Source organism: Lacrimispora amygdalina, from assembly GCF_900205965.1.
Lineage (GTDB): Bacteria > Bacillota > Clostridia > Lachnospirales > Lachnospiraceae > Lacrimispora > Lacrimispora amygdalina_A.
In genome coordinates this window covers 13,457-34,219 of record NZ_OAOF01000024.1, presented here as the reverse complement: position 1 = coordinate 34,219, position 20,763 = coordinate 13,457, and the positions used below count along the sequence as shown (strand labels likewise).

Sequence of the window (20,763 nt, the reverse complement as noted above, 5' to 3'; positions counted from 1 at the left end):
GCACGGAACCCTTCCAGTGATTACGCCGCCTTGATAGTAAACCGCCTGGAACTGGTCCTGTAACTGAATTCTGTATAAATTTCCGGTTTCTCTGCCTTGATCCGTTTGGAATCCAGATGAAGCGTGTCCACGTTGCTCCAGGTCACGCGGTACTTTTCATTGTAAGCCATTTCATGATCCTTCATGAACAGCTTGATCTGCTGGTCGATCTGGTTCTTCTCCTCTCCCAGCTTGTCCATCAGCTTCACGATCTCCAGCCTGCGCCGGATTTTATCGTCAAATCCGGTCAACAAAATGGCTGAATTTTTTCTGGCCGTGTGAAAATACTGCTCCAGCACTTCATCACAGGCTTCGGAACCATCCGGGTCCGGTATGATCCGCTTCACTACATGACTGTTCCAGAACTGCTTTTCAATGGAAACAAGGTTCTTGATCAGGTCCTCATCTCTTGGAATTTCAGCATATTTGAATCCACACCCTAAAATGACCACAGCAATGTACCAGGTCTGCTTCCCGGTTACACTCATGTAATGATGGCATTGGATTAAGTAATGGGCGGGGATTTCATCCTCTTTCCATTTGTCCAGGTTGTAAGCACTGGCCGTCTTACATTCCAGCCCTGCATCCTTTCCCACAATCAGCCGGTCCACATCCGCAAGCATAAATGGATGCTCTTCACTGCGGTACATCATATTGGAGCGTCTCACCTTTAGCCCGGTTGCTTCCATAAATCTCCGGGCAACGTAATCCTCTAAATCTCTTCCCTGACGCATGGCTTCATTATTGATCTCTTCCACTTCCATAGTGGTCTTATCCTGATAAACGCTCATGGGGCTTGCATATGGATTTAAACCACATATAGCCCCGGCATCAGAACCGCCAATCCCGGTCTTTCTTAATTTAAGCCATTCTTCATGGCTTAACTCTGCGGTTGATATGTTTTTTGACATAGACAGCCTCCTATTGTAAAAATATTCCGTGTTACAAATGATCTTCTTATATCCCTCTTATATCAAGCTGCATCATCTGGCAAAGCCAGATCAATCAGGCCCTGCTCTTTGAAACTGTAAAACCCGGCCTCACCCACAATGATATGATCTATCAGGAAAATTCCCAGCAGATTTCCGCATTCCCGGATTCTCCTAGTAATCGCCTGGTCCTCACTGCTGGGCTTTGGGTCTCCTGATAAATGATTATGAAAGCAAATTACATAGGAAGCGTTATTTAAAAGAGCGTGTTTAAAAATATTTCTTACGTCCACACTGCACATACTGACGCCTCCAACCGCGGCTACTTCCGCAGCCATAGGCTCCAGCTTTGCGTTTAAGGACATGACAAGGACCATTTCCCTGTCTGCTAAGTCAAACAGGGGCCTTACCGCCTCAACTGCCCCCATCGGAGAAGAAAAACATTTCATCCCGCATAAGGTCCTGCCCTCCTTTACCATCTGAAGGTGAATCATGCTGACAATCTTTTTCGGGCTTGGCCGTTTCATCATGTCAACGATCTTTTTTTCTTGTATTCCACATTTCACCTGCGAATCTCCTTTCCAAACGAAAAGAGGACGCTTCCTCTGCCAAACAGGACGCTTCCCTTTTTCTCCACTTGTTTTTTCCATCCTTACAGAATTTTTTCCAAACATCCTATAAAAGTTCCATTAACAGCACTTCTGTACTAACAAGCCCCTCATACCAACAGACACTTCTTGGGACCTCTCTAAGATAGCTTTCGGTCAGTTCCGTCATAGCCAGGTATTCTGTGATCTGCCTCTCGAACAGATCAAGAACATCCGGACATGCCCACTCCAACAAAAGCCTAAAATCCCGGCACGCACACAAGGTCTTCCATCGCCCATTAACACGGGTTCCATCCTCCGGCCCAATTGCTTCCCTTTGTAATTTCCCCTGCATATCCGGCAGCCTCCTTTACAAAGTCCCAGAGAACACTGAAAGGAATATCCCCTGGGACCGACAGATGATACCACCCGGATCACCTTATTTTTTCAAGTATACAATAATGCGGCCATCTTTTCCGGTTGCTATCCGGTAATCCCGCCTTAATTTTTTCAAAACCCCAATACCGCCGCCGGCTACTCCGATCATGACGGCTGTCACCGCTGCTTCTGTTCCTAAAATGGCGGCCGCAGGCGTCCCGGCAACCAGGCTGACAACACCGGAAGCACCACCCGTTATGGGCACCTGCATAAGCGCTATGATAGCTACCCCCAAACAGACCAGGCAAAAGCTCCAAAGAGCAAGGTTGATCTTATACAGCTTCTTTACCTTAGCAGCCAGGTCTCCCTCCAATTCAATCCGGTCCTTTCCCTCCCGCACTGCCTGACCAAATTCTTCTTCATCACGAACATACATGGTTTTTCCCTCCTTTACGCCGCCGTTACCAGCGCATATGCTTTATCGATCATGGCATTACCGTCCACTGTCCGGGCAAATAAGCTTTCCCGGTAATTTGTCCGTTCCCGAAGCGGCTTGGAATGGGTGGCAAAATCAGAGACCGCATTGACAAACCGGTATGCATTCTTCCCTACATACTGTAAGTCCGGGGCGGAATAATACCGGTCTCTTACTTCTTCTTTCATTTTCCGCAGGTTTTTCAGCTGCTGATCTGTCGCATTGTCAAGCAATGGGAACAAGGCGTCAATATATTCATAGACCTGTTTATCCGTCAGTTTCTGCCGGTTCAACTGGTCAATGCTTTTTCCAAGCTCTGCCATATAGGCATCTGCATATAAAAGTGTATATCTGGCATCCTCCATCTTTCCCCGGATGTCACCCACATGATTGGTGGACCAGGAACGCTTTGCCGTGGACAGAGCCAGGTTCAGCGTGTTTAAGCACACCACGCGGATCGGTGTCATTGCCACCTTGATGGAACCCGATCCATCATGGCTGTTCATAAATACCAGGTAGGGAGCGACCTCATCCCCGCTGATGATATACCGCTGGGGAAGCTTTGCCAGAATCCAGGTCCGCCGACCCTCCTGTAAGGAGCCGGCCGTTTCATACGTGACCCCTTCTCCTAACAGTTCATCCGTAAAGGAAAAGGCCTCTTGATTCTGCACCACCTTATACCGGTCCGTCACCACGCCCAGTATCCGTTCATCATTGTCCCTTACATTTGCCTTAAATCCCAAAACGGGAATGCCGTCATTGGTCATGATATCTTTCTGGATGACCCGCCAGTTAAGCCCGGCAAGCTCCAGGGCTGATTCTGAGGTGGAAGCCTCTGATACGGAGGTGCCAAGGCCATGCCAGGGCGCCTTTCTTCCTGTGTAAAACATTGTTTCAACTTCTGCAGCCATTCTTCTTTCCTCCTGTCATTTATTGACCTTACTTTTTTGTGTCTGTTATATGATTTTTCATGTACATTAAGTTCTTTTACCATTCTTTTTCGTCATTGCACATGTTTTCTTCCCCCTTTCTGAACAATAAAATCCCCTCCTGTAGCCAAATACGGGAGGATTCTGCGAATTACCAGGTCGGCCTTCAAAAGCTGCATTTTCCAGAAAGCCGCAAGTTCTTTACACCTGGTATTTTCCGCGAAAGAAGGGGCTGTAAAATAAGTCCCTAAAAAAATCGCTGAAGTCTCACGACCTCAGCGATTTTCTATTTGTGGAGTTTTTTTACAGCCCCACCGATTTCACATTAATAATCTGTATTCCTTTTTTATAAAATTCCATAAATTCCGGTCAGAGATAATACACATGGAATCAAAAGCATTAACACAGAGTGTAAAAATAAACGTACAAATAATTTATTTTGTTTTTGCTTAGTAAATCCAGGCTCAGATGCCTGTGCCGCCATAATAAGACCTCCTCCTGTAGATGCAGGACTGAATGCTGCGAATGAACTACAAAGGCCAATCATTGTCAAAAGACCAATAGGGCTTACATTAACCGTTTCCGTAATATCCTTTACAGTTGGAAGCAGAGTTGGATAAACTACACCGATAGCAGAACTGAACCAGGATAAAAATCCTGCACTTAAACCATAAATTGTCACCGCTGTTCTTGGCGTCATAACGCTTGACAGTCCACTTGACAAAAGCTCCACTCCGCCGCTTTTCATCACCAGATTCATTAAAACTCCCACACCAGTTACAACAAGCAGGGTAGACCAGGAGATTGCTTTGAACACTTCCTTTTCATCTGCGGCCTTTAAAATAACCAGCACAATTCCTACAGAAAATGCCACAAGCCCAACATTACGCTTAAACAACATACTGCCAATCACCAGCACCACAAATCCTAATAAGGTCATGGTCTGGGCTTTGGTGAATTCAGGAAGATTGTCGGTTTCCATTACATTGGTTTTCACCTTATGGCCTTTAAACATAAAGAAGGTAATAACAGCCAGCAGAATAAATGTACAAAGAGAGTAAACAATCAGGGGGTTCTGATACTGGCTTTCCATAATTCCTTCCGGTTCCAGAATCGTTCTGAACACCACTGAAGTAGGGGTCAGAGGCGAATGGCGGCCTGCAAGCGCTCCCATTTCTCCGATAATCCCAAGCATAACCGAATCATAACCACTTGTTTTCCCCATCGGTACGGATAGGGTGCAGACAATTCCAAGTCCGCACACAGCTCCCGGTCCAATTGCACAGACCAGATAGCCGATGATGAATATAATCGGTGGAACCAGCCAGGCTCTTCCTCCCGTTAGCTTAATAAACTTATGTGCAAATAATTCCAGTGAGCCATTTGCTACGGAAATCGCACACAGAAAAGATACTCCCAGCATCATTAGAAACATGCTGGAACTGAAACCTGCAATAATTTCTTTATCTGCAAATCCGGCAACCCAGCCCAAAATTACTGCGGCAAGAATTGCTAATAGTCCGATATTAACTTTAATTACAAACGCCAATACAGTTATTACAACCAGCGTAAGCAATGAAATAAGTGCCCAGTTCATATATGTCCTCCCTATTCTTTCCTCACTAATTCACGTAGACATTGATACAATTCTGTTTTCTGCTCTACTCCAATTCCCGGGCTTTCAGGGAGAGTTGCCATTCCGTTATTAAGCATAACCTCGCTATTAAAACCACCAAATGGTTGAAATACACCGGGATAACATTCACTTCCTCCCAACTGCATGGCTGCGGCAAGGTGAAGACATAACAAGTGTCCGCCATGGAGGTATATCTGCTTCCGACTCCAGCCCATCTGATCCATCATTTTGATAATCTGAATTGCTCCAGTTAGTCCATAAGCGAGATTTACATCCGTCTGTATGATATCTTTGTTTGGTCTGAGGCGTCCAAACAGCAGCATGTTCTTAGTATCTTGAACAGAAAAAAGGTTCTCTGCTGTGGCAATGCTTCCTGAGTAACTTTCGACTAACACCGAATGAAGAAGATAATCGTTGGGATCCCCAGGTTCTTCATACCACAGGATGGAATATGGCTCAAGTGCTTTGGCATATTCCATTGCTTTATCAAGATTAAATTTTCCGTTTGCATCGACAGCAACCTTCCGGCTGAATCCGGCGACTTGAATTGCTGCTTCCAAACGCTTTAAATCTTCACTCAGACTTGCACCACCTATCTTTATTTTTATACAGTCAAACCCTTGTTCCAGATAACCTTGTAGTTCACTTTTCAAACCCTCGATTCCCTGATCGGGATAATAGTATCCGCCGGCACCATAGCAGAACACCTGATCATCATAGGCTCCTTGATTAAAGGTTTCACTTAGATATTTCCACAATGGCTTTCTTTCGATCTTTGAGATGATATCCCACACCGCCATGTCAATAGCTCCGGCAGCATGAGCCCGATCCCCGTGCCCTCCTGGCTTCTCATTCTTCATCATAATATCAAAGATTTTTTGTGCCGAAAAATTTGTTCCTTCTGTGTTTAATAGCTGGCACTCTGCTGCCGCAAGAATTCTCGGTGCAAAACGGGTACGAATGATTCCGCTTTGTCCATACCGTCCCATGGAATTGAATCCATATCCGATAACCGGTTGCCCATCAATAACAACATCCGTAATGATGGCAACCACACTTGTAGTCATCTGGCTGAAGTCAATCACTGAATTTCTCATGTTTCCACTAAATCCCATATTACAGTCAATAATATTTAATATTTTCACTGTATTCCTCCTTGTTTGTTTTTGATATACTAAGCATAATACAAAGAGATTTCATTGTTAAATATATCTTTTTTATTTGCTTATCAGATAAATTTATTGTACAATTTGATTATTAAGTAATTGGAGGGAAGAAATGAAGTTATTACAGCTACAATATTTTCAAGCCACCTGCAAATATGGAAATATTACAAAAGCCGCTGAGAGTCTTAATGTTTCTCAACCATCGATTACCATGTCTATACGTGAACTTGAGGCAGAGCTGGGGATTAATCTTTTTCATCGTGCTGCGAATAAAAAAATAACCCTGACACAAGAGGGCCACTTTTTTCTGGATAAAATCGATAAACTTTTAAACGAGGTGGATTCTTTATCAGAAGAGATGCGTGATTTGGGAAAAAAACGAAATAAAATCAAGCTCGGTCTGCCCATTCAAGTAGGTGCCTTTTTTCTGCCCCTTTTAATTAATGAGTTTCATGCTGTTTATCCTGATATACAACTTGAAGTTATTGAAGGTGATTCCTCTGCGATTATGGATATGCTTTTGGAGGATCAGATTGATATGGCAGTCAGTGCTGCTGACTTTAACAACACAAATCTGGAAACAATGGTGCTTTACCAAACAGAAATATGCTTTTGTATTGAAAAATCTCATCCTTTTTCAGCGTATACGTCCATTTCCACTGCTTTGGCCTGCCAAGTACCACTAGTGTTACTGGAAAACCATTTTTATACCAGTAAAAAGGTTCAGGAAAGATTCCTGATGTTAGAGATAAGTCCGAATGCCATGTTGCATTCGAATCAACTCCATACCATAAAAAACCTTGTTCGAAATTCAGGACTCGGTACCTTTTTGCTGAAGGAAGCAGTTTTTTACGATGAAGATATTATAGCAATACCTTTGAAAGAACCATTGAATGTAGCTGTAGGAATCTCCATAAAAAAAGGGCGGCAGGTGTATCAAGATTCGCTGAAAATGATACAATTTATTTTAAAAGAGTATAACATGAAAAATGAACAGGGACATTAGTGATTCCTTCATTGAAGGGCCGTAAAACAAGTCCCTAAACCAAAAAAATCGCTGAGGTCTCATGACCTCAGCGATTTTCTATTTGGGGAGTTTTTTTACAGCCCCTTGGTCCGGTTATTCATCTTTTCCTAATAATTCAAGAATGCAGGTAACTGCTTTTAAAATAACCGCGAGAATTTCTTTATACATGAAGTGTACCTCCTGAAGTATTCTCACGGTTATAATATTTAAGTCAAACTATTGTTTATTTAATTGAAACTTCAATTTCCATGAACTATAAGCATTAGAAGTAATGTATCTCATTCCTTACTGTTTGTACATACGGAGAGGTTGAGGCCAAATCAAGAAATTTTATTCTTATACTAGCCGACATCAATCATGATACGATTCATTTTTCCCAAAAGCAAAGCTTCTACTAAACGAATATTACTATCAAATCAACTAAGAATGGAAAGAACCTATGTTGCGCTTGCGAAAATTCATTGAACTTCGCACGGCTTTTTTACATTATTTTATTAATGACCACAACTTGGACATACTGGATTTATCTGATTTTCTTCGATACATGCTTCTGTAATATTCTTATACGCAAGTTTATTCTCATTCATAAGAACTTTAAATCCCGGATAATCAGCATTTATTGCATTTATCTTTAATATTGAATACCTTGTAAAAGCATACTTTTCTTTACATTCTGGGCATTGTGTATCAATTATAGTAAATCCACAACTTCTACATTCAGAAATATTATTACTGCTACGATTCTTCCACATATCTTCTTCACAAATTGGACATGTTTTCCGTTCTGAATAAGCGTAAGCAGAATTTCTTCGACTGGCCTTATAAAGATAATCACACCTGCAAGCAGGTTGGCGCAAAGCTGTTTTATGATCAGGGCATACAGGGAAACGATTATTTGCTGGCTTTCCTGACCGAGTACAACAAAGTGTACTCACGCCGTTTCCGTGTGGACGGTAAAATACCGGAAGAGTTTAGCTGCAAGGACATGTCCTCGGAGGAGTATGCCCGGTGGGCAAAGCTGGCGCGGCAAACTCGGAACGATTATCTTGATGGGAAAATTACGGGCGAAGAAATGCTGACAAAGATCAAGGCGAATTAATGGGGTACCTGTTTCACAACTCCCTATGCAAAACAACAAAGGCTGCTGTAATAATTTTAACTTTCTTTTTCATCATCGGCTTCTCCCTTCGGCATATAAAATTGACCACAGTCATTGAGAATCTTCTCAAGACTGTGGTTATAATCTTTCAGTTCCTTTGTAAGTTCCATTCCAAGCATGAAACCTTAGATGAAGCTAGCCTTGCTTTGATAGTTACAAATCATTCCTAAGGCGTCAATGATTCGCAGCACTGTTTTTCCTATCTTCCTTTGACAATCGGTCAATTAAAATCTTGTGGTTTTCCTTCACGGATAATTTAAGCTCATTAAAATCCTGCTGCTTAAAAAACTGTGGTACAGGTCGTCTAATCGTTTTGGCATATCCCTCAAGCCCTTCTTCGGTCATGACATAATACCAGCCATCATCAGTACTATCGAGTGACATGACATATGAATCTAATGGAAGTTTCGCAACCTCTTCCGCATTTGGATCTGGTGATTGTCTTAATGTCGTATATTCATCTACATTTATAACACACATATTGGGATTGTAATATGTCCATTCATTTTCAATCTCTGTTTCTGCCGTTATTTCAACGTACCGGTCTGCATAAACTAATTTAACGAAAACAAACTCTGTTGTATCTCCGAAATCATCTGTATATGGTGCTGCTTTTAAGTATAATCCATAAACATCAAGAATGTCCCCTGCCATAAAATTCCCACCCTCCCACTCTTCCAGACTAATGGCATATACACCGCCAGTATCATAATTAGTCGTCATAACAAAGAATTCTTCATCAATGTTAGTAACCGTTCCTTGTACATGAACTTTTTTATCTTTATAGTTCTGGGGATTTCTGTATGCGTCTTCAAATTGAAGATACACACATTCATTTTTAAATGCATCCTCTTTTTTCTCATCTTTTGACAACTTTATATCTTTTACAGATACCGCCGCTGTTGTTTCAGCTACGGGGACAGCCGTTGTTTCCGGGGCCTTAGTGGTTTCAAAAACCGGAGAACCGTAAGCTGATGTGGTTTGTACAGTCTCCACCGTTGATGAGCAACCTGCCATCAGCGATATAATAAATCCAATTACCCAAAATACCAGTAAACTTTTTCCGATTTACTTCAAATACCAACCAAAGGTTTTTATATTCTCTTTCATATTATTTTTCTCCATTTCATTTTTGTTATAATACACAGGAATCTCATCACAGAAAGTCATTGATCCCCTACTCCAATAAAACAATATGGCATAATTGATACTCAGCTAAAAAATATCCAAATGGAACAAATTTAGAAAAACCAGGATATATCTCTTTTCAATAACAAGGAATCCCCTATAGGAATTAGCCCATAGGAGAAATATCATAAAGGAAATCATTCAAAAAAAGCCAGAACTAGGCTTCCCGCATACAACAGCAAGATTAAGCCATCTGTAATTGTGAATGCAATGATCAGTTTTTTATGCAATGGACGGCTCTTCCAGGCAATCAGACACATGATAAAGGAGGGGATGACCAAAAGCATACTGACTGCTATCAGGGGAACGATGATCATTGTGGCAATTGTGATGCCGGATAAAATAATTGCCATTAATTCCTGTTTCCACATTGCTCCTCTTTGCTTTTCTGCATCAGAAGTACGATGATTCGTTTCCAGTCTGACTGCTTTTGGTGTCTGAGATCCTTCCAGAATCTTTATTAGTACGTTTGCTTCCGGCACATTCATATCCGGACTAAGGCTAAGACCTTTTGTTAATCCCTCCACGATCTCATTTAACGGCATACCGCCTGACAGCTTCCACTTTATCTGTTTCTTGTCTTTTAAGGTAACCTCAAGGATCGTTCCATTGACCACTTTTACAGCCAATATCTTTTCAAGCTCGATACTGCTGTTTGACAGAGATATCACGTTCGTCAGATTGTAAATAAATTGTTCTGTGATCACAATACCTTTCATTTTGCCTTTCGCCGCTTCATTGTATACTGCAATGATGTAAGGCTCCTTCTCAACTAACAGGATATTTTTATTTTTGATTGCCAGACTGGCTTGTTCCAAAAATAGATTGCTTCCATATACAAATAAATTGGGCACCTCATATTTTTGAAAAGAAGTTTTTAACCGTTCTCCCCGTCTGAATACTTCCGTATTCTCGTATTCCTTTAGCCGTTCCTGTTTTTCTTTCAGATCAAGCACCTTCTGTTTTATTTCATCATCATAAAATTCGATCCCATCTAAGTGGACTATTTTTTCACTTAATTTACCACTCTCATAGTCTGCATAATCCGTACCGGGTATGTAAATATCTTGAAAGCTCTTAAGCTCGGCTCTGTAACGGTTCGCTTCTGCCAGTGTCTGAAAGCTCCTCTTTTCCACAACGCAGGCTTTTTCATACCCCTTTTTCAACAATGACAGCAAAGAAGAAAGCTCTTTATAGAAATCCATCTGTTGACATCTGTCAAATTTCCCGGCAATGGCCCAGCTATTTGATGCATCCAGTACATGGTATTGATTGCAAATCAACGTGATACTTTCTTTCATTTCCTCCAGTTTTTCGCTGGCTGCATCAGAAATCAGATGCAGAATACCTTGTTCATCCTTATATCTTATCCGGATTTCCAGACAGGAAAGTGCGATGACCGTATAAAGCGACATGGCATTCGAATACTGGTTCTCATGAGGAAGCAGAATTCCATTCTCATCCATATAGTCATAGGCAATGGCTTTTTCTTTTACTATATCATAGCCGTTCTTGGCACTGATTTTCTGATGGTAGGAAGCTTCCATGATAAAATTCATTTCAGCAAATGCCCACCAGGCAAATTGCTTCGGGCATACGAATTGAGTCAACTCCTTGACCTCATGAAAATCAACTTCCATAGAACTGTAATTATTTAACAGGAATACCCACGCCTCGTCAGCCAGCGGTGTCGTCTCTATGATCTGCCTGATCAGTTCATATGTTTCATCCCAGCTGTCTATTTTTTCTATATTAGCCAGAATGCTGTCTACCTTATCATAATCACAATCAATGACACTGGAAGTATCCGTTCCCAAATGTTTTTCAAAGATACCCAGGATACAGGCCGGTAATACATTTCCTACGGTAATGAGCACGATATCCGCAAGGCTTTCCAAGTTCTGAGCATTATTCAAAGCATTCTTTTCATTTTCAAACTTTGCATTGTCCATGATATCGGTAAAAGTATCCCCTACTCCCCGCACCATACCGGTGGCTGCATTCATGGCTCCGGCCTTTAAACTTCCTTTAATGGCCCCGCCGATTCCAAAGCCGCCGCCCTGCCATTTTGACCGGTTATCACGTTCCAGTTTCTTCAACGCATCATATTGCCCTTTCGCTTCCTTTAGTTCCGAATATCTTTTCAGCAATTCCCGGTATTCGGAAGTATTCTCGTAGATCAGATTGTCAAAATCTGCTTTGAGCCGGGCAACGCTATATTCATAAATCTTCGCCTTAACAAGGAGATCGATTCCCCGCTCAATCTCCTCATCAATACACTTCTGCCCATAAATGGGTGCCTGGGTCAGAACCTCTTCAATGGATTTGCAGTTCTCCATGGCTTTCACAAATTTTTCTTTTGCAGTCACTGCATGGTCCTGAAAATAATTCACACAAAGCAGGCAGGATTCGGCATCATCATTGTATACGACTTTACCTTTTCCCAACGGAAAAACTTTCATACAAACTTGTCCCCTTTCATAATGGATCGTAATTGATTATTGATTATCTCCTCTATAATATTTAACTGCATACAAGAACTTTCTAAAATAAGAAAAAGGCCACCGACTCCTACTGATATGAAAAAGACCTGATCCCCTCCCAATTCCATGAACCGGAGAGGCTTTCTCAGGCCTTTGATCATCTACCGCTATTTATTTTTTAATACTTCACATTTTTTTTCCATTCTTTTTCAGCCTTTTTTCTTCTTTTCTCTTCCTTTTTATCCAGCGGGCGGAGCACGTTATGACTGCCGGTATATAAATCGCTTTTCGGCGGCTTCCGGTTCGTTGGTTTTACGAACTTGTCAAGCATCTTCACGATCATTCTCATTCACCTGCCTGTTTTTCAAATTCCTTTGCCAGAATCCAGCCGATTGTTTCTGTCAGCACACCCGCCGTAGTCGCATTGACTACATTTCCAACTCCAGGAAGCCAGCCGATTAAAAGCTGGGAAGCAGTTCTTCCGACCGTTGCAGCCGCAGCTGACGCTAACGCTGCTTTGGCAGCGCTTTCCCCAAGAGTCAGGTCAAAGACCTTTCCCAGAGAGATCGTCATGGTAAGCTGGATTGGGGTAATGATCAGATTATCACTTCCCGGCACCTGTGCCAGTCCCGCCCCAACACCGCCGGCCGCCGCACTGGCAGAATGAATGATTGCATGACATTTTGCTTTTTGATTATCAGTCATCATTTGTTCCTCCCTTACATTGTTCATTCGTAGCGGGCGCCGCAGGTCCGGCATTTGTTATCAAATACCGTGAACTGTCCACAATTGACACATTTTTGACCTTTTCCACCTTTTCCCGCATTCACTGGTAGAACCATCTTATATCCGCATTTCGAACACTGCCGCCCATTCACCGTTTCAAAAAAGGTAAATTGTCCACAACTGGGGCATAACTTGCCTGCCATATCGTTTCCTCCCTTGCATTCACATACATATGTATATATCGTATTTACGATATATATTATACGGCTTTTTCCGTCTATTGTCTATCAGTTTTTCGATATATCATTATCGCATATATGAATGGTTGGGAGGTATTTTCCTTGTTTGATGTTTTAGGCAGAATTACAGAATTAAGAACAGAAAGAAAATGGACGGTTTACAAGTTGTCAAAGCTTTCCGGCATTCCGCAATCAACAATCGCGACCTGGTATCAAAAAAACTTACAGCCGCCTGTAGATAAATTAGAGCTTCTTTGTGAAACATTCGAAATCTCTCTTTCCGATTTTTTCAGCATTGGGGACAAAAAGCAGTTGACCGGACAGCAATTGCTGATCTTAACAAAATGGGGGATCTTGACCCCTTCAAAAAGACAGGCTGTTCTGGAAATCCTGGACCTGCTCATCCAGGAGGATTAAATACCGCCATAGAACAAATAGGAAGGCTCCTGCCTGCTATGGCGTTGATTTATACTTAAAACTTGACAATCAACGCTATGGCTGTAGACAAAATATTTTACATCTTAAAATACTGTATATTGTGATAATAAATGTACACTGCTTTATTTTTGATTTCTTTTCTGTTATGCTGAAACAAATTGAATTTAAAGGGAGGTTTAAGGCTTTGCAAGAACAGAGATTTACAAAAAAGGACTGGACACTTTTTAGAAATAAAATTGCTGACTGGCAGGAAGCCTATATGGACAGGCTGGGTAAGGAATATATAGAATTACTAAGTGAGGACGCTAATCCATCAGAAAAGTTTTGGAAGCTGGACAAGAGAATAAAGGAAGACAAGAAGAAAACTGGCGTTCAATTGGAAATGAGACGATCAGACCTGATTTATCACATGATTTCCCTTATCAATGAAGGGGCGATTCACTTTGAGGATCTAGAAGAGTTCAGTAATGAGCTGAAAGAAACTGTAAGCTTTTTTGTTGAGAGATCGTTTAGAGTATAGGATGTTTTAAATTGGAATTCAGATCGAAACAAAAGCGAACGATCACAGCTTCCCGTTTAAAGATGTTGTGAATTTGAATCGAACCTCAGAGATTAAAAATGACCTGGTGTATTGTACTTTTATACAATAACTGAATATGCAGGTTATGAAAGCTGCCGTTTGTCTGAGGCGGAACCTGCATCTTATGGCTGCATGTGAAGCCTGGCGGCCCATGGCGCTTTACAAAGATGGGTATCCCGCATTTGAGGATTAACAGGAATGGATTTTTACTGGAACGGACATTGTTGTCATGTCAGAAAGGTGGATGAAGCATTTATGCGTCTATGGACGATTCAGGATAAAACGGCATATGATGACCTATGTGAAAAAGGTATTCTGCATTGTAATGCAGCATTAGCCGACTGGTTAAAGGAAGACAATTTTAAACAATCCTATGACTGGCTCGTTTCTGAAATGAAAAAGCGTATCGGTGAACCTCCCCATGGCGTAGCATACCCTATATGGGCATGGTATCTTTTGTTCGGCAAAAACACAAAACCTGATCTGCGAAGATTTGAATTTAAAAACTATGCAGGAGAACAGTATATCATTGAAGCGGAAATACCCGATACCAATGTTTTGCTGAGTGACGAGGAATTATGGCATCTGGTTCTTAACAACGGATATTTTGCCAAACATGCCGGAAAGAATGATGCAATCAAGGAGTACGAGGCAGAAGAAGACTATTTTAATCGCCTGCCAGCCTGCGAACAGGAATGGGAAAAACGGAAATCCTGGGAAAATATATTTGATAAAACTTGCAGCCCATGGATTTTTGTTCAGGCAACGTTCTGGGAATTGCGGAAAGAACAAATTATAAGCGTAAGAAAGTTCTACGGTAAGGCAAAACCAACCAAATGAGAGGTTAAGAAAAGAAACGGAAAGGGGCAATTTCTCGCCATAGTACTCCTCTTCTGTACCTCCCAATGGTTCAATGAGCAGAAAATCAGTGTTTTCCTAAATTATTTTCATCCAAGTTATACCAGATCCTGAATTGGGTATCTGCAGGCTTAGTTAAAAATATCGATTCAATTTTTGACAGACGGTGAAGCAGGACACCGATGTCCGACCTGTATCCGTCCAGGTAGCAGCAATATATTTCACAATTACAATAGGAAAGAATGAGGATCGGTGTTTTTGATTCTATAACTCCCATAATTTTCATCCGCTTAAATTAAGTCAGATAACGACCTTTGCATGCGGCCATGCCGCGCCTCTGAATCGATTCTGTGCAATACAGATCCCATAATTAAAGGAGAGAAAGTTTATAACAAAAGCAGGGCGGTACAGCTTTTCACCATTCCGTCTTGTTTTCAAAAATATGCACTTCGCTCAGGCCAGAGTTCTTTGCCCTGCGTTGTCTTGTCTTACTTGCCTTACCTTACGCCTCATATCCCTGAGGATTGTTCTTCTGCCAATTCCAGGAATCCCGGCACATATCCTTTAAATCACGTTCCGCTTTCCAGCCCAGTTCCTTCTCTGCTTTCAGAGGAGCCGCATAGCATTGGGGGACATCCCCAGGTCTTCTCTCCATAAGCACGTAAGGAATCTTTAAATCATTGGCCTCCTCAAAGGCATGGATGACATCCAAAACGCTGTAGCCGGTACCTGTTCCAAGGTTGTAAATCCAGACGCCGCCCTTATTCTGAGCCATTTTCTCCAGAGCCTTTACATGACCGTCAGCTAAGTCCACCACATGGATGTAATCGCGGATGCAGGTGCCGTCGGAAGTGCCGTAATTGCTTCCGAATATGCCCAGGCGCTCCAGCTTTCCGACTGCCACCTGGGTAATATAAGGCAGCAGGTTGTTGGGGATTCCCTTTGGGTCCTCCCCAATCCTGCCGGACTTGTGGGTACCGATTGGATTGAAATAACGCAGAATCATGACCTTCCACTCCGGGTCTGCCGTATGTAAATCGATCAGAATCTGTTCCAGCATGCCTTTCGTCCGCCCGTAAGGATTGGTGATTTCCCCTTTCGGACACTCCTCTGTAATGGGAACAAAGGCAGGATCTCCATAGACTGTGGCTGAGGAGCTGAATACGATGCTCTTCACCCCATGGTTTCTCATGATGTCGCAAAGCACCAGCGTTCCTGTAATATTGTTATGATAATATTCAAGAGGCTTCCCTACCGATTCTCCAACCGCTTTTAAGCCTGCAAAATGGATAACAGCATCGATGGCTTCCTCATCAAATATCTGCTCCAGTGCATCCCGGTCCAATAAATCGGCTTCATAAAAGGTCAGCCTCTTTCCTGTAATCTCCATTACTCTTTCCATTGACTTTCTGCTGGAATTGCACAGATTGTCAACAACCACTACTTCAAAACCCGCTTTTAACAGCTCCACACAGGTATGGCTGCCAATATAACCAGCGCCTCCGGTAACTAAAATTGACATTTTATTGTCCTCCTATCTCAAATGACTAGTACTAGTATAAGCATTTGAGAAAAAAATAACAATGCAAAATTCTTAGAAAAACCTATATTTTTTTCTTATAAATTCTCAGACAGTTCCTCCACCATCCGGTATCCGACGCCCATTTCTGTGAGAATATACCGGAGAGATCCCGGATTTACCTCAATTTTTCGCCGGATATTTGCCATGTTGACCCGCAAAGTATGGATCTCATCCGTATAGATTCCCCATATTTCCCGTATGATGAAATCATGGGGAAGCACCTTGCCCGCGTTCTTAGACAACAAAACCAGGATCTTGCATTCGATGGGAGTAAATGAATTCTCTCTCCGGCCCTACATACCGCCCGCTTCCTGTAGTCGATCTCTAAGTCGCCAACGGTAAATTTTTCCGTTGCATCTGTGCTCACGGATTCCAGGCTGTGAATTTTCTATCAAAAAAGATAAACTGTACCCTAATAGTAAGCGTAAAGTGAAACACATCGTATTTTCTCAAAAGGAAATTGAATTTAAAATCAAAGGAATCGTGACTACGCATGAAATTAGCCGCAGGACACTAAATCCTGCGGCTAATTTCAAAATAACCTTAAAATCTTCTCTTTTCCTCTTCTCTGCTCCGAACGGTGCCGATGAATCCTGCACCAAGAAGGAGCATTCCTGTCAGCAGGGAGAAATATACCAAAATCGGCGTTCCTGCATCTCCTGTTTTGGGCATACCGGCAAGGGGTGGATAAGTGTCAAATACCCAAGTCCCTTGGCTATCGTCATAATGCCACTCACCTAAAGGCACTCCATCAGCATCAATTTCAATATAATTTCCAGCATCCCCAGCCACGATTGTACTGTCAGGGCTTTGGGGACGGGGCAGGGCTTCAGGATCGGTTCCACCAGAAGAATCCTGCGTTTCCTCTGTATCTCCGGCTTCCGAAGGATTGGACGGCTCTGTAGTGTTTTCGCCTTCGCCGGAAGGAGTAGACGGTACTCTGGGACCGCCTCCGCTGCTGTTTCCGTCTCCTCCGCCTCCGCTACCTGTGCCGGTGCCGCCTCCGCCTTCGGTTCCGCTTCCGCCTTCGGTTCCGCTTCCGCCTCCGGTTCCGGGATCGGTCGGTTCGTTCTCAGAATAGAGCGCCGTGACGGTAACTTCTTCTTTCACGCTTTGCCAAGCTGCAGCATCCTTGTCCCAGCCTGTGAAGGTATACCCTTCGCGGGCCGGATTTGCAGGTGGGGTTGCGCTCTTTTCATATTCTACCAGTTGTTTGCTCAACACAGTTCCATCATAATCCTTGAATAGAACGGTGTAGATATTGATGTTGTAATAGAGTTTAAGCTTCAGGCTTCCGTCTGCCAATATGGTACCGCTTGTAACATTGCCGCTGTTTTCCCTGTCATAGGTATAACCTGCAAACGGTTGTGCGGTTGCGGTCGCATGGTCAAGCGTCGTGCCGTGTCTCTCCTCGGTGCTACCTATCGCCGTGCCGGCGGATGTTACAAAGTGGTGCTCTACTGTATAGGGGCTTGTACCCACCGACCAGACAGCATAAACGGTCTTTTCCCCTATCCAGTTCACGAGAGTTGCTGCGGTAAAGTTCTCAGCAGGAGCTGTGGGCTCTGTTGCCCAACCGGCAAAGGTATATCCCGCTTTGGTGGGTGCGCCTGTGCCAATTCCCGGCAGATCTCCCACCAAGGCATCATAGGCAACTGACTTTGACGGGAGTGAAGCCCCTGTATCGCCGCCGTTCTTGTCAAAGTTTAGGGTATACTTATTGGCTTCCCAAACAGCGTAAACGGTCTTTTCATCTGTCCAGTCCACTTTAGTTGATTCGGTAACATTCGCAGTGGTGGCATCGGACTCTGTTGCCCGGCCGACAAAGGTATATCCTTCCCTGGTGGGTGCGCCTGTGCCGATTTCCGGCAGGTCTCCCACCTTGTCATCATAGGTAACCTGCTTTGACTGGGGTGAAGCCTCTTTATCGCCGCCGTTCTTGTCAAAGTTTAGGGTATACTTATTGGCTTCGAAATAAGCGTAGAGGGTTATATTGCCAGGTTCTCTCGGCGGTTGTTGTCCCTGATCCTCTATAATTGTTCCACCCGGAAAATACGACAATGAGTCTTCGTTATATGTAAATTGACTCGGAGCACCACAGGAGTTACCCGGCGGATAATAGGCGACACCCGAATTGTCAGCGAAGGTATTCCAGCTCACAAATTTGTATCCCTCCATGCTTGGTGCCTCAGGGGCTGTATACGGCAGATCCACCGCCGGACCGTCATAGATAACCGGTATGGACACTACAGTTCCATTAACTGCATTGGGGAAGCTCTTATCGAGGGTCAGGGTATATACAGTTGGGGGAACCCCTGTTTTCCAGCTGATATCGTAATTGTTTAAGGCATGGGTCAGTGGTATGCTATTTTCGCCGCTCCAGTCAATATTCGGATAGGCTCCTGCACTGCCCTTGTTTGCAATACCGTAGTCAAAAGCCCCTGACGCTTTGTTATCGCTGAACTCAGTATCACCGGCGATGGTCAAATTAGCGGGATAATTCGTATAGATACCGCCGCCATCGGCTGCTGCCTCGTTATTGGTGAAGGTAGTCTCTCCCTGAACGGTTACAGTGGGTCTGTTGGACCCAATATATATCCCACCGCCGTTTTGACCAGATTTGTTTCCTTCAAAGGAAACGTTTTCAACTTTCAAAGCACCTTTCCACAACAGAGCAATCCCTCCACCATTGAGGGTTGCCGTATTTCGTATGAAAGAACAATCCTTAATCTCCACTTCAGGGGTGAGCTTATTGTTGTTACCGTTCATGAATATCCCACCGCCGTATTGCGACGACCCGTTATCCGCAAAGACGGTTCCTTGAATCTTTACGGCACGTGCAAACGTTATGGATAACCCACCTCCAGTTCCTATGTTCTCAATGATTTCACAATCCTTGACAGTCAATGTCTGCCCCACAGCACTGTTATCAAAGCTACTAATCTCAATCCCACCTCCCATGTACTCATTCGTTGACCAATTCCTGGCGACGGTAACTCTTGTGAGCGTTAACACCTGTTCTGCATTGTGGCTACTATTGCAATATGCGGAAATTCCACTGCCCGACACCGCTTTGTTGTCGCTGATCATACTGTCTGTAACCTTTAAAATGGCAGAGGAAGAAGCCCCACTTTCAAGATAAATACCACCACCACTATGGCTTGCTTGGTTGCCACAAATCTTGCCGCCTTCCATATTGAATGTAATAGGGTAGTTTTGCTTTACGCCGTGGCAGGAGACCCCTCCTCCGGGTCCTTCTGCCGTGTTGCCGGAAATCTCGCCGCTTTTCATATGGAACGTGGCTCCTGCAGAACCCAAGCTTTCTACATATACGCCGCCGCCAGCTCCCCATACATCGCTCTTTTCCGCATAGTTTTTACTGATAACTGCATTGCCGTCCATAGTAAATGTGCCTGCAACGTACACTCCGCCACCCTTGAATGCTCGGCAGTTTTGAATTCTGGAATTATCATTCATGATAAAACTGCCATTCAATTTCACTTCTACGCCGCCGCCCTTTGCGTCACCATCCAATACAATGTTTTCAAGAGTCAATTGTCCTTCTACTATAAAGTGCCGTTTTTTAATTTGGGACTGAGTTAATGTCCACAGCCCTTCTGTATCCGACCGGATCGTGATATCTTTCCCTGACCCAACGGTACACACCGCAGACAAATTACTTACGTCAATATCAGAGGTGATTTCAATAACGTATCCACTTCCGCTGGCAGCGCGAATGGCCGCTTCTAACTCCTCAGCGTTTCCTGCTGATGCGTTAGCCTCCAGAACCCTCAGTGCCGGAGAAACGAATTCAGAGGGACTCACAATCGATGGGGTTGCCTCCGGACTTTCTTCAGGCTCTGCTTCCGATGGGGTTGCCATTGGGATTATCTCCCACTCATCAGCCACCTCTCTTTCTATTCCTTCGCCAAGGTCTCCTGTCTCTTCCGCAAAAGCAGTTATCCCACTTTGCAAAAACACCATGTTGATGATAAGCAGCACACTGCATAGCCGCCTTCCCACACCGCGTTTTAATCTTCTCAAATACTTTCTTTTTGGTTCCATAAAAACCATCTTCCTTTCCGGACTTTTTATTTGTCCTTTTGTCGGCTCTGCTTTGAGCCATTTTTATGATTATATGATAACATATTTCTAATTACATCCCCCCCCCCCCCATTTTGCGGTATTTTATCGATTTGTAACCTTTGTCTTTAAGTTTAAGCGCCATTTTTTCATTAAACTCTCAAAGAGAGGTGTCATATCCTCAAACTAAACTCTACATCAGGAAAATTGTAAGTCATTTCATCTTCCTACCTACAATCTTTTTCAAAAAAAGAGACCAAT

At 43.3% G+C, this 20,763-nt stretch carries 21 protein-coding genes; 5 read left to right on the top strand and 16 right to left on the bottom strand.

What is annotated here, in order from left to right; translation table 11 throughout:
• Positions 1-20: 20 nt before the first annotated feature.
• The 7 genes from CRO04_RS22315 to CRO04_RS22285 all read right to left on the bottom strand — a co-directional run bounded on the left by CRO04_RS22315 (position 21) and on the right by CRO04_RS22285 (position 6,118).
• A complete protein-coding gene (locus tag CRO04_RS22315) occupies positions 21-950 on the bottom strand; it encodes a YqaJ viral recombinase family protein (RefSeq protein WP_097006456.1) in 930 nt (309 codons plus the stop codon).
• 62 nt (positions 951-1,012) lie between these two features.
• Positions 1,013-1,534, bottom strand: a complete 522-nt coding sequence (locus tag CRO04_RS22310) for a JAB domain-containing protein (protein WP_242974606.1) — start codon at positions 1,532-1,534, stop codon at positions 1,013-1,015.
• Positions 1,535-1,643: 109 nt separating this feature from the next.
• Positions 1,644-1,910, bottom strand: coding sequence for a hypothetical protein (locus CRO04_RS22305; RefSeq protein ID WP_097006455.1), 267 nt, complete (start codon positions 1,908-1,910; stop codon positions 1,644-1,646).
• Between the two features lie 84 nt (positions 1,911-1,994).
• Positions 1,995-2,369 (bottom strand): hypothetical protein, encoded by a 375-nt coding sequence (locus CRO04_RS22300; protein ID WP_097006454.1) that lies wholly within the window; start codon positions 2,367-2,369, stop codon positions 1,995-1,997.
• A gap of 14 nt (positions 2,370-2,383) precedes the next feature.
• Positions 2,384-3,319: a DUF932 domain-containing protein gene (locus CRO04_RS22295; protein ID WP_097006453.1), complete on the bottom strand. Its 936-nt coding sequence runs from the start codon at positions 3,317-3,319 to the stop codon at positions 2,384-2,386.
• A gap of 364 nt (positions 3,320-3,683) precedes the next feature.
• Positions 3,684-4,934 (bottom strand): SLC13 family permease, encoded by a 1,251-nt coding sequence (locus tag CRO04_RS22290; protein WP_097006452.1) that lies wholly within the window; start codon positions 4,932-4,934, stop codon positions 3,684-3,686.
• Between the two features lie 11 nt (positions 4,935-4,945).
• Complete coding sequence (locus tag CRO04_RS22285) at positions 4,946-6,118, bottom strand: enolase C-terminal domain-like protein (protein WP_207654502.1); 1,173 nt, start codon at positions 6,116-6,118, stop codon at positions 4,946-4,948.
• A gap of 133 nt (positions 6,119-6,251) precedes the next feature.
• On the opposite strand from CRO04_RS22285, the gene CRO04_RS22280 reads away from it, so the two are divergent.
• The gene (locus CRO04_RS22280; protein ID WP_097006451.1) at positions 6,252-7,145 is read left to right on the top strand and encodes a LysR family transcriptional regulator; all 894 of its coding nucleotides are present in this window, start codon (positions 6,252-6,254) and stop codon (positions 7,143-7,145) included.
• A gap of 515 nt (positions 7,146-7,660) precedes the next feature.
• On the opposite strand, the gene CRO04_RS26020 is transcribed toward CRO04_RS22280, so the two are convergent.
• Positions 7,661-7,918 (bottom strand): hypothetical protein, encoded by a 258-nt coding sequence (locus tag CRO04_RS26020; RefSeq protein ID WP_141401019.1) that lies wholly within the window; start codon positions 7,916-7,918, stop codon positions 7,661-7,663.
• A 20-nt stretch (positions 7,919-7,938) separates the two neighbouring features.
• Between CRO04_RS26020 and CRO04_RS22275 the strand changes: the two genes are divergently transcribed.
• On the top strand, positions 7,939-8,265 hold the full coding sequence (locus CRO04_RS22275; protein WP_097006450.1) for a hypothetical protein: 327 nt from the start codon (positions 7,939-7,941) through the stop codon (positions 8,263-8,265).
• A 234-nt stretch (positions 8,266-8,499) separates the two neighbouring features.
• On the opposite strand, the gene CRO04_RS26945 is transcribed toward CRO04_RS22275, so the two are convergent.
• The 5 genes from CRO04_RS26945 to CRO04_RS22255 all read right to left on the bottom strand — a co-directional run bounded on the left by CRO04_RS26945 (position 8,500) and on the right by CRO04_RS22255 (position 12,925).
• Positions 8,500-9,321 carry an SH3 domain-containing protein gene (locus CRO04_RS26945; protein ID WP_242974605.1) on the bottom strand — a complete coding sequence of 274 codons (822 nt, stop codon included), beginning with the start codon at positions 9,319-9,321 and terminating at the stop codon, positions 8,500-8,502.
• A gap of 329 nt (positions 9,322-9,650) precedes the next feature.
• Positions 9,651-11,975: a hypothetical protein gene (locus tag CRO04_RS22265; protein ID WP_097006449.1), complete on the bottom strand. Its 2,325-nt coding sequence runs from the start codon at positions 11,973-11,975 to the stop codon at positions 9,651-9,653.
• Between the two features lie 199 nt (positions 11,976-12,174).
• The gene (locus CRO04_RS26410; protein ID WP_166432649.1) at positions 12,175-12,339 is read right to left on the bottom strand and encodes a hypothetical protein; all 165 of its coding nucleotides are present in this window, start codon (positions 12,337-12,339) and stop codon (positions 12,175-12,177) included.
• A 2-nt stretch (positions 12,340-12,341) separates the two neighbouring features.
• On the bottom strand, positions 12,342-12,704 hold the full coding sequence (locus CRO04_RS22260) for a hypothetical protein (protein WP_207654501.1): 363 nt from the start codon (positions 12,702-12,704) through the stop codon (positions 12,342-12,344).
• Between the two features lie 20 nt (positions 12,705-12,724).
• On the bottom strand, positions 12,725-12,925 hold the full coding sequence (locus tag CRO04_RS22255) for a hypothetical protein (protein WP_054739831.1): 201 nt from the start codon (positions 12,923-12,925) through the stop codon (positions 12,725-12,727).
• A gap of 138 nt (positions 12,926-13,063) precedes the next feature.
• On the opposite strand from CRO04_RS22255, the gene CRO04_RS22250 reads away from it, so the two are divergent.
• The 3 genes from CRO04_RS22250 to CRO04_RS22240 all read left to right on the top strand — a co-directional run bounded on the left by CRO04_RS22250 (position 13,064) and on the right by CRO04_RS22240 (position 14,819).
• Positions 13,064-13,378 carry a helix-turn-helix domain-containing protein gene (locus CRO04_RS22250; RefSeq protein WP_054739833.1) on the top strand — a complete coding sequence of 105 codons (315 nt, stop codon included), beginning with the start codon at positions 13,064-13,066 and terminating at the stop codon, positions 13,376-13,378.
• Positions 13,379-13,583: 205 nt separating this feature from the next.
• Positions 13,584-13,919: a multidrug transporter gene (locus tag CRO04_RS22245; RefSeq protein WP_242974604.1), complete on the top strand. Its 336-nt coding sequence runs from the start codon at positions 13,584-13,586 to the stop codon at positions 13,917-13,919.
• A 258-nt stretch (positions 13,920-14,177) separates the two neighbouring features.
• A complete protein-coding gene (locus CRO04_RS22240; protein ID WP_242974602.1) occupies positions 14,178-14,819 on the top strand; it encodes a DUF3841 domain-containing protein in 642 nt (213 codons plus the stop codon).
• Positions 14,820-15,339: 520 nt separating this feature from the next.
• Here the strand turns inward: CRO04_RS22240 and galE are convergent.
• The 3 genes from galE to CRO04_RS22220 all read right to left on the bottom strand — a co-directional run bounded on the left by galE (position 15,340) and on the right by CRO04_RS22220 (position 20,484).
• Positions 15,340-16,359: a UDP-glucose 4-epimerase GalE gene (gene galE / locus CRO04_RS22230; protein ID WP_097006444.1), complete on the bottom strand. Its 1,020-nt coding sequence runs from the start codon at positions 16,357-16,359 to the stop codon at positions 15,340-15,342.
• Between the two features lie 95 nt (positions 16,360-16,454).
• The gene (locus tag CRO04_RS22225; protein ID WP_334293631.1) at positions 16,455-16,661 is read right to left on the bottom strand and encodes a winged helix-turn-helix domain-containing protein; all 207 of its coding nucleotides are present in this window, start codon (positions 16,659-16,661) and stop codon (positions 16,455-16,457) included.
• Positions 16,662-16,962: 301 nt separating this feature from the next.
• Positions 16,963-20,484: an InlB B-repeat-containing protein gene (locus CRO04_RS22220; protein ID WP_166432648.1), complete on the bottom strand. Its 3,522-nt coding sequence runs from the start codon at positions 20,482-20,484 to the stop codon at positions 16,963-16,965.
• Positions 20,485-20,763 lie beyond the last annotated feature (279 nt).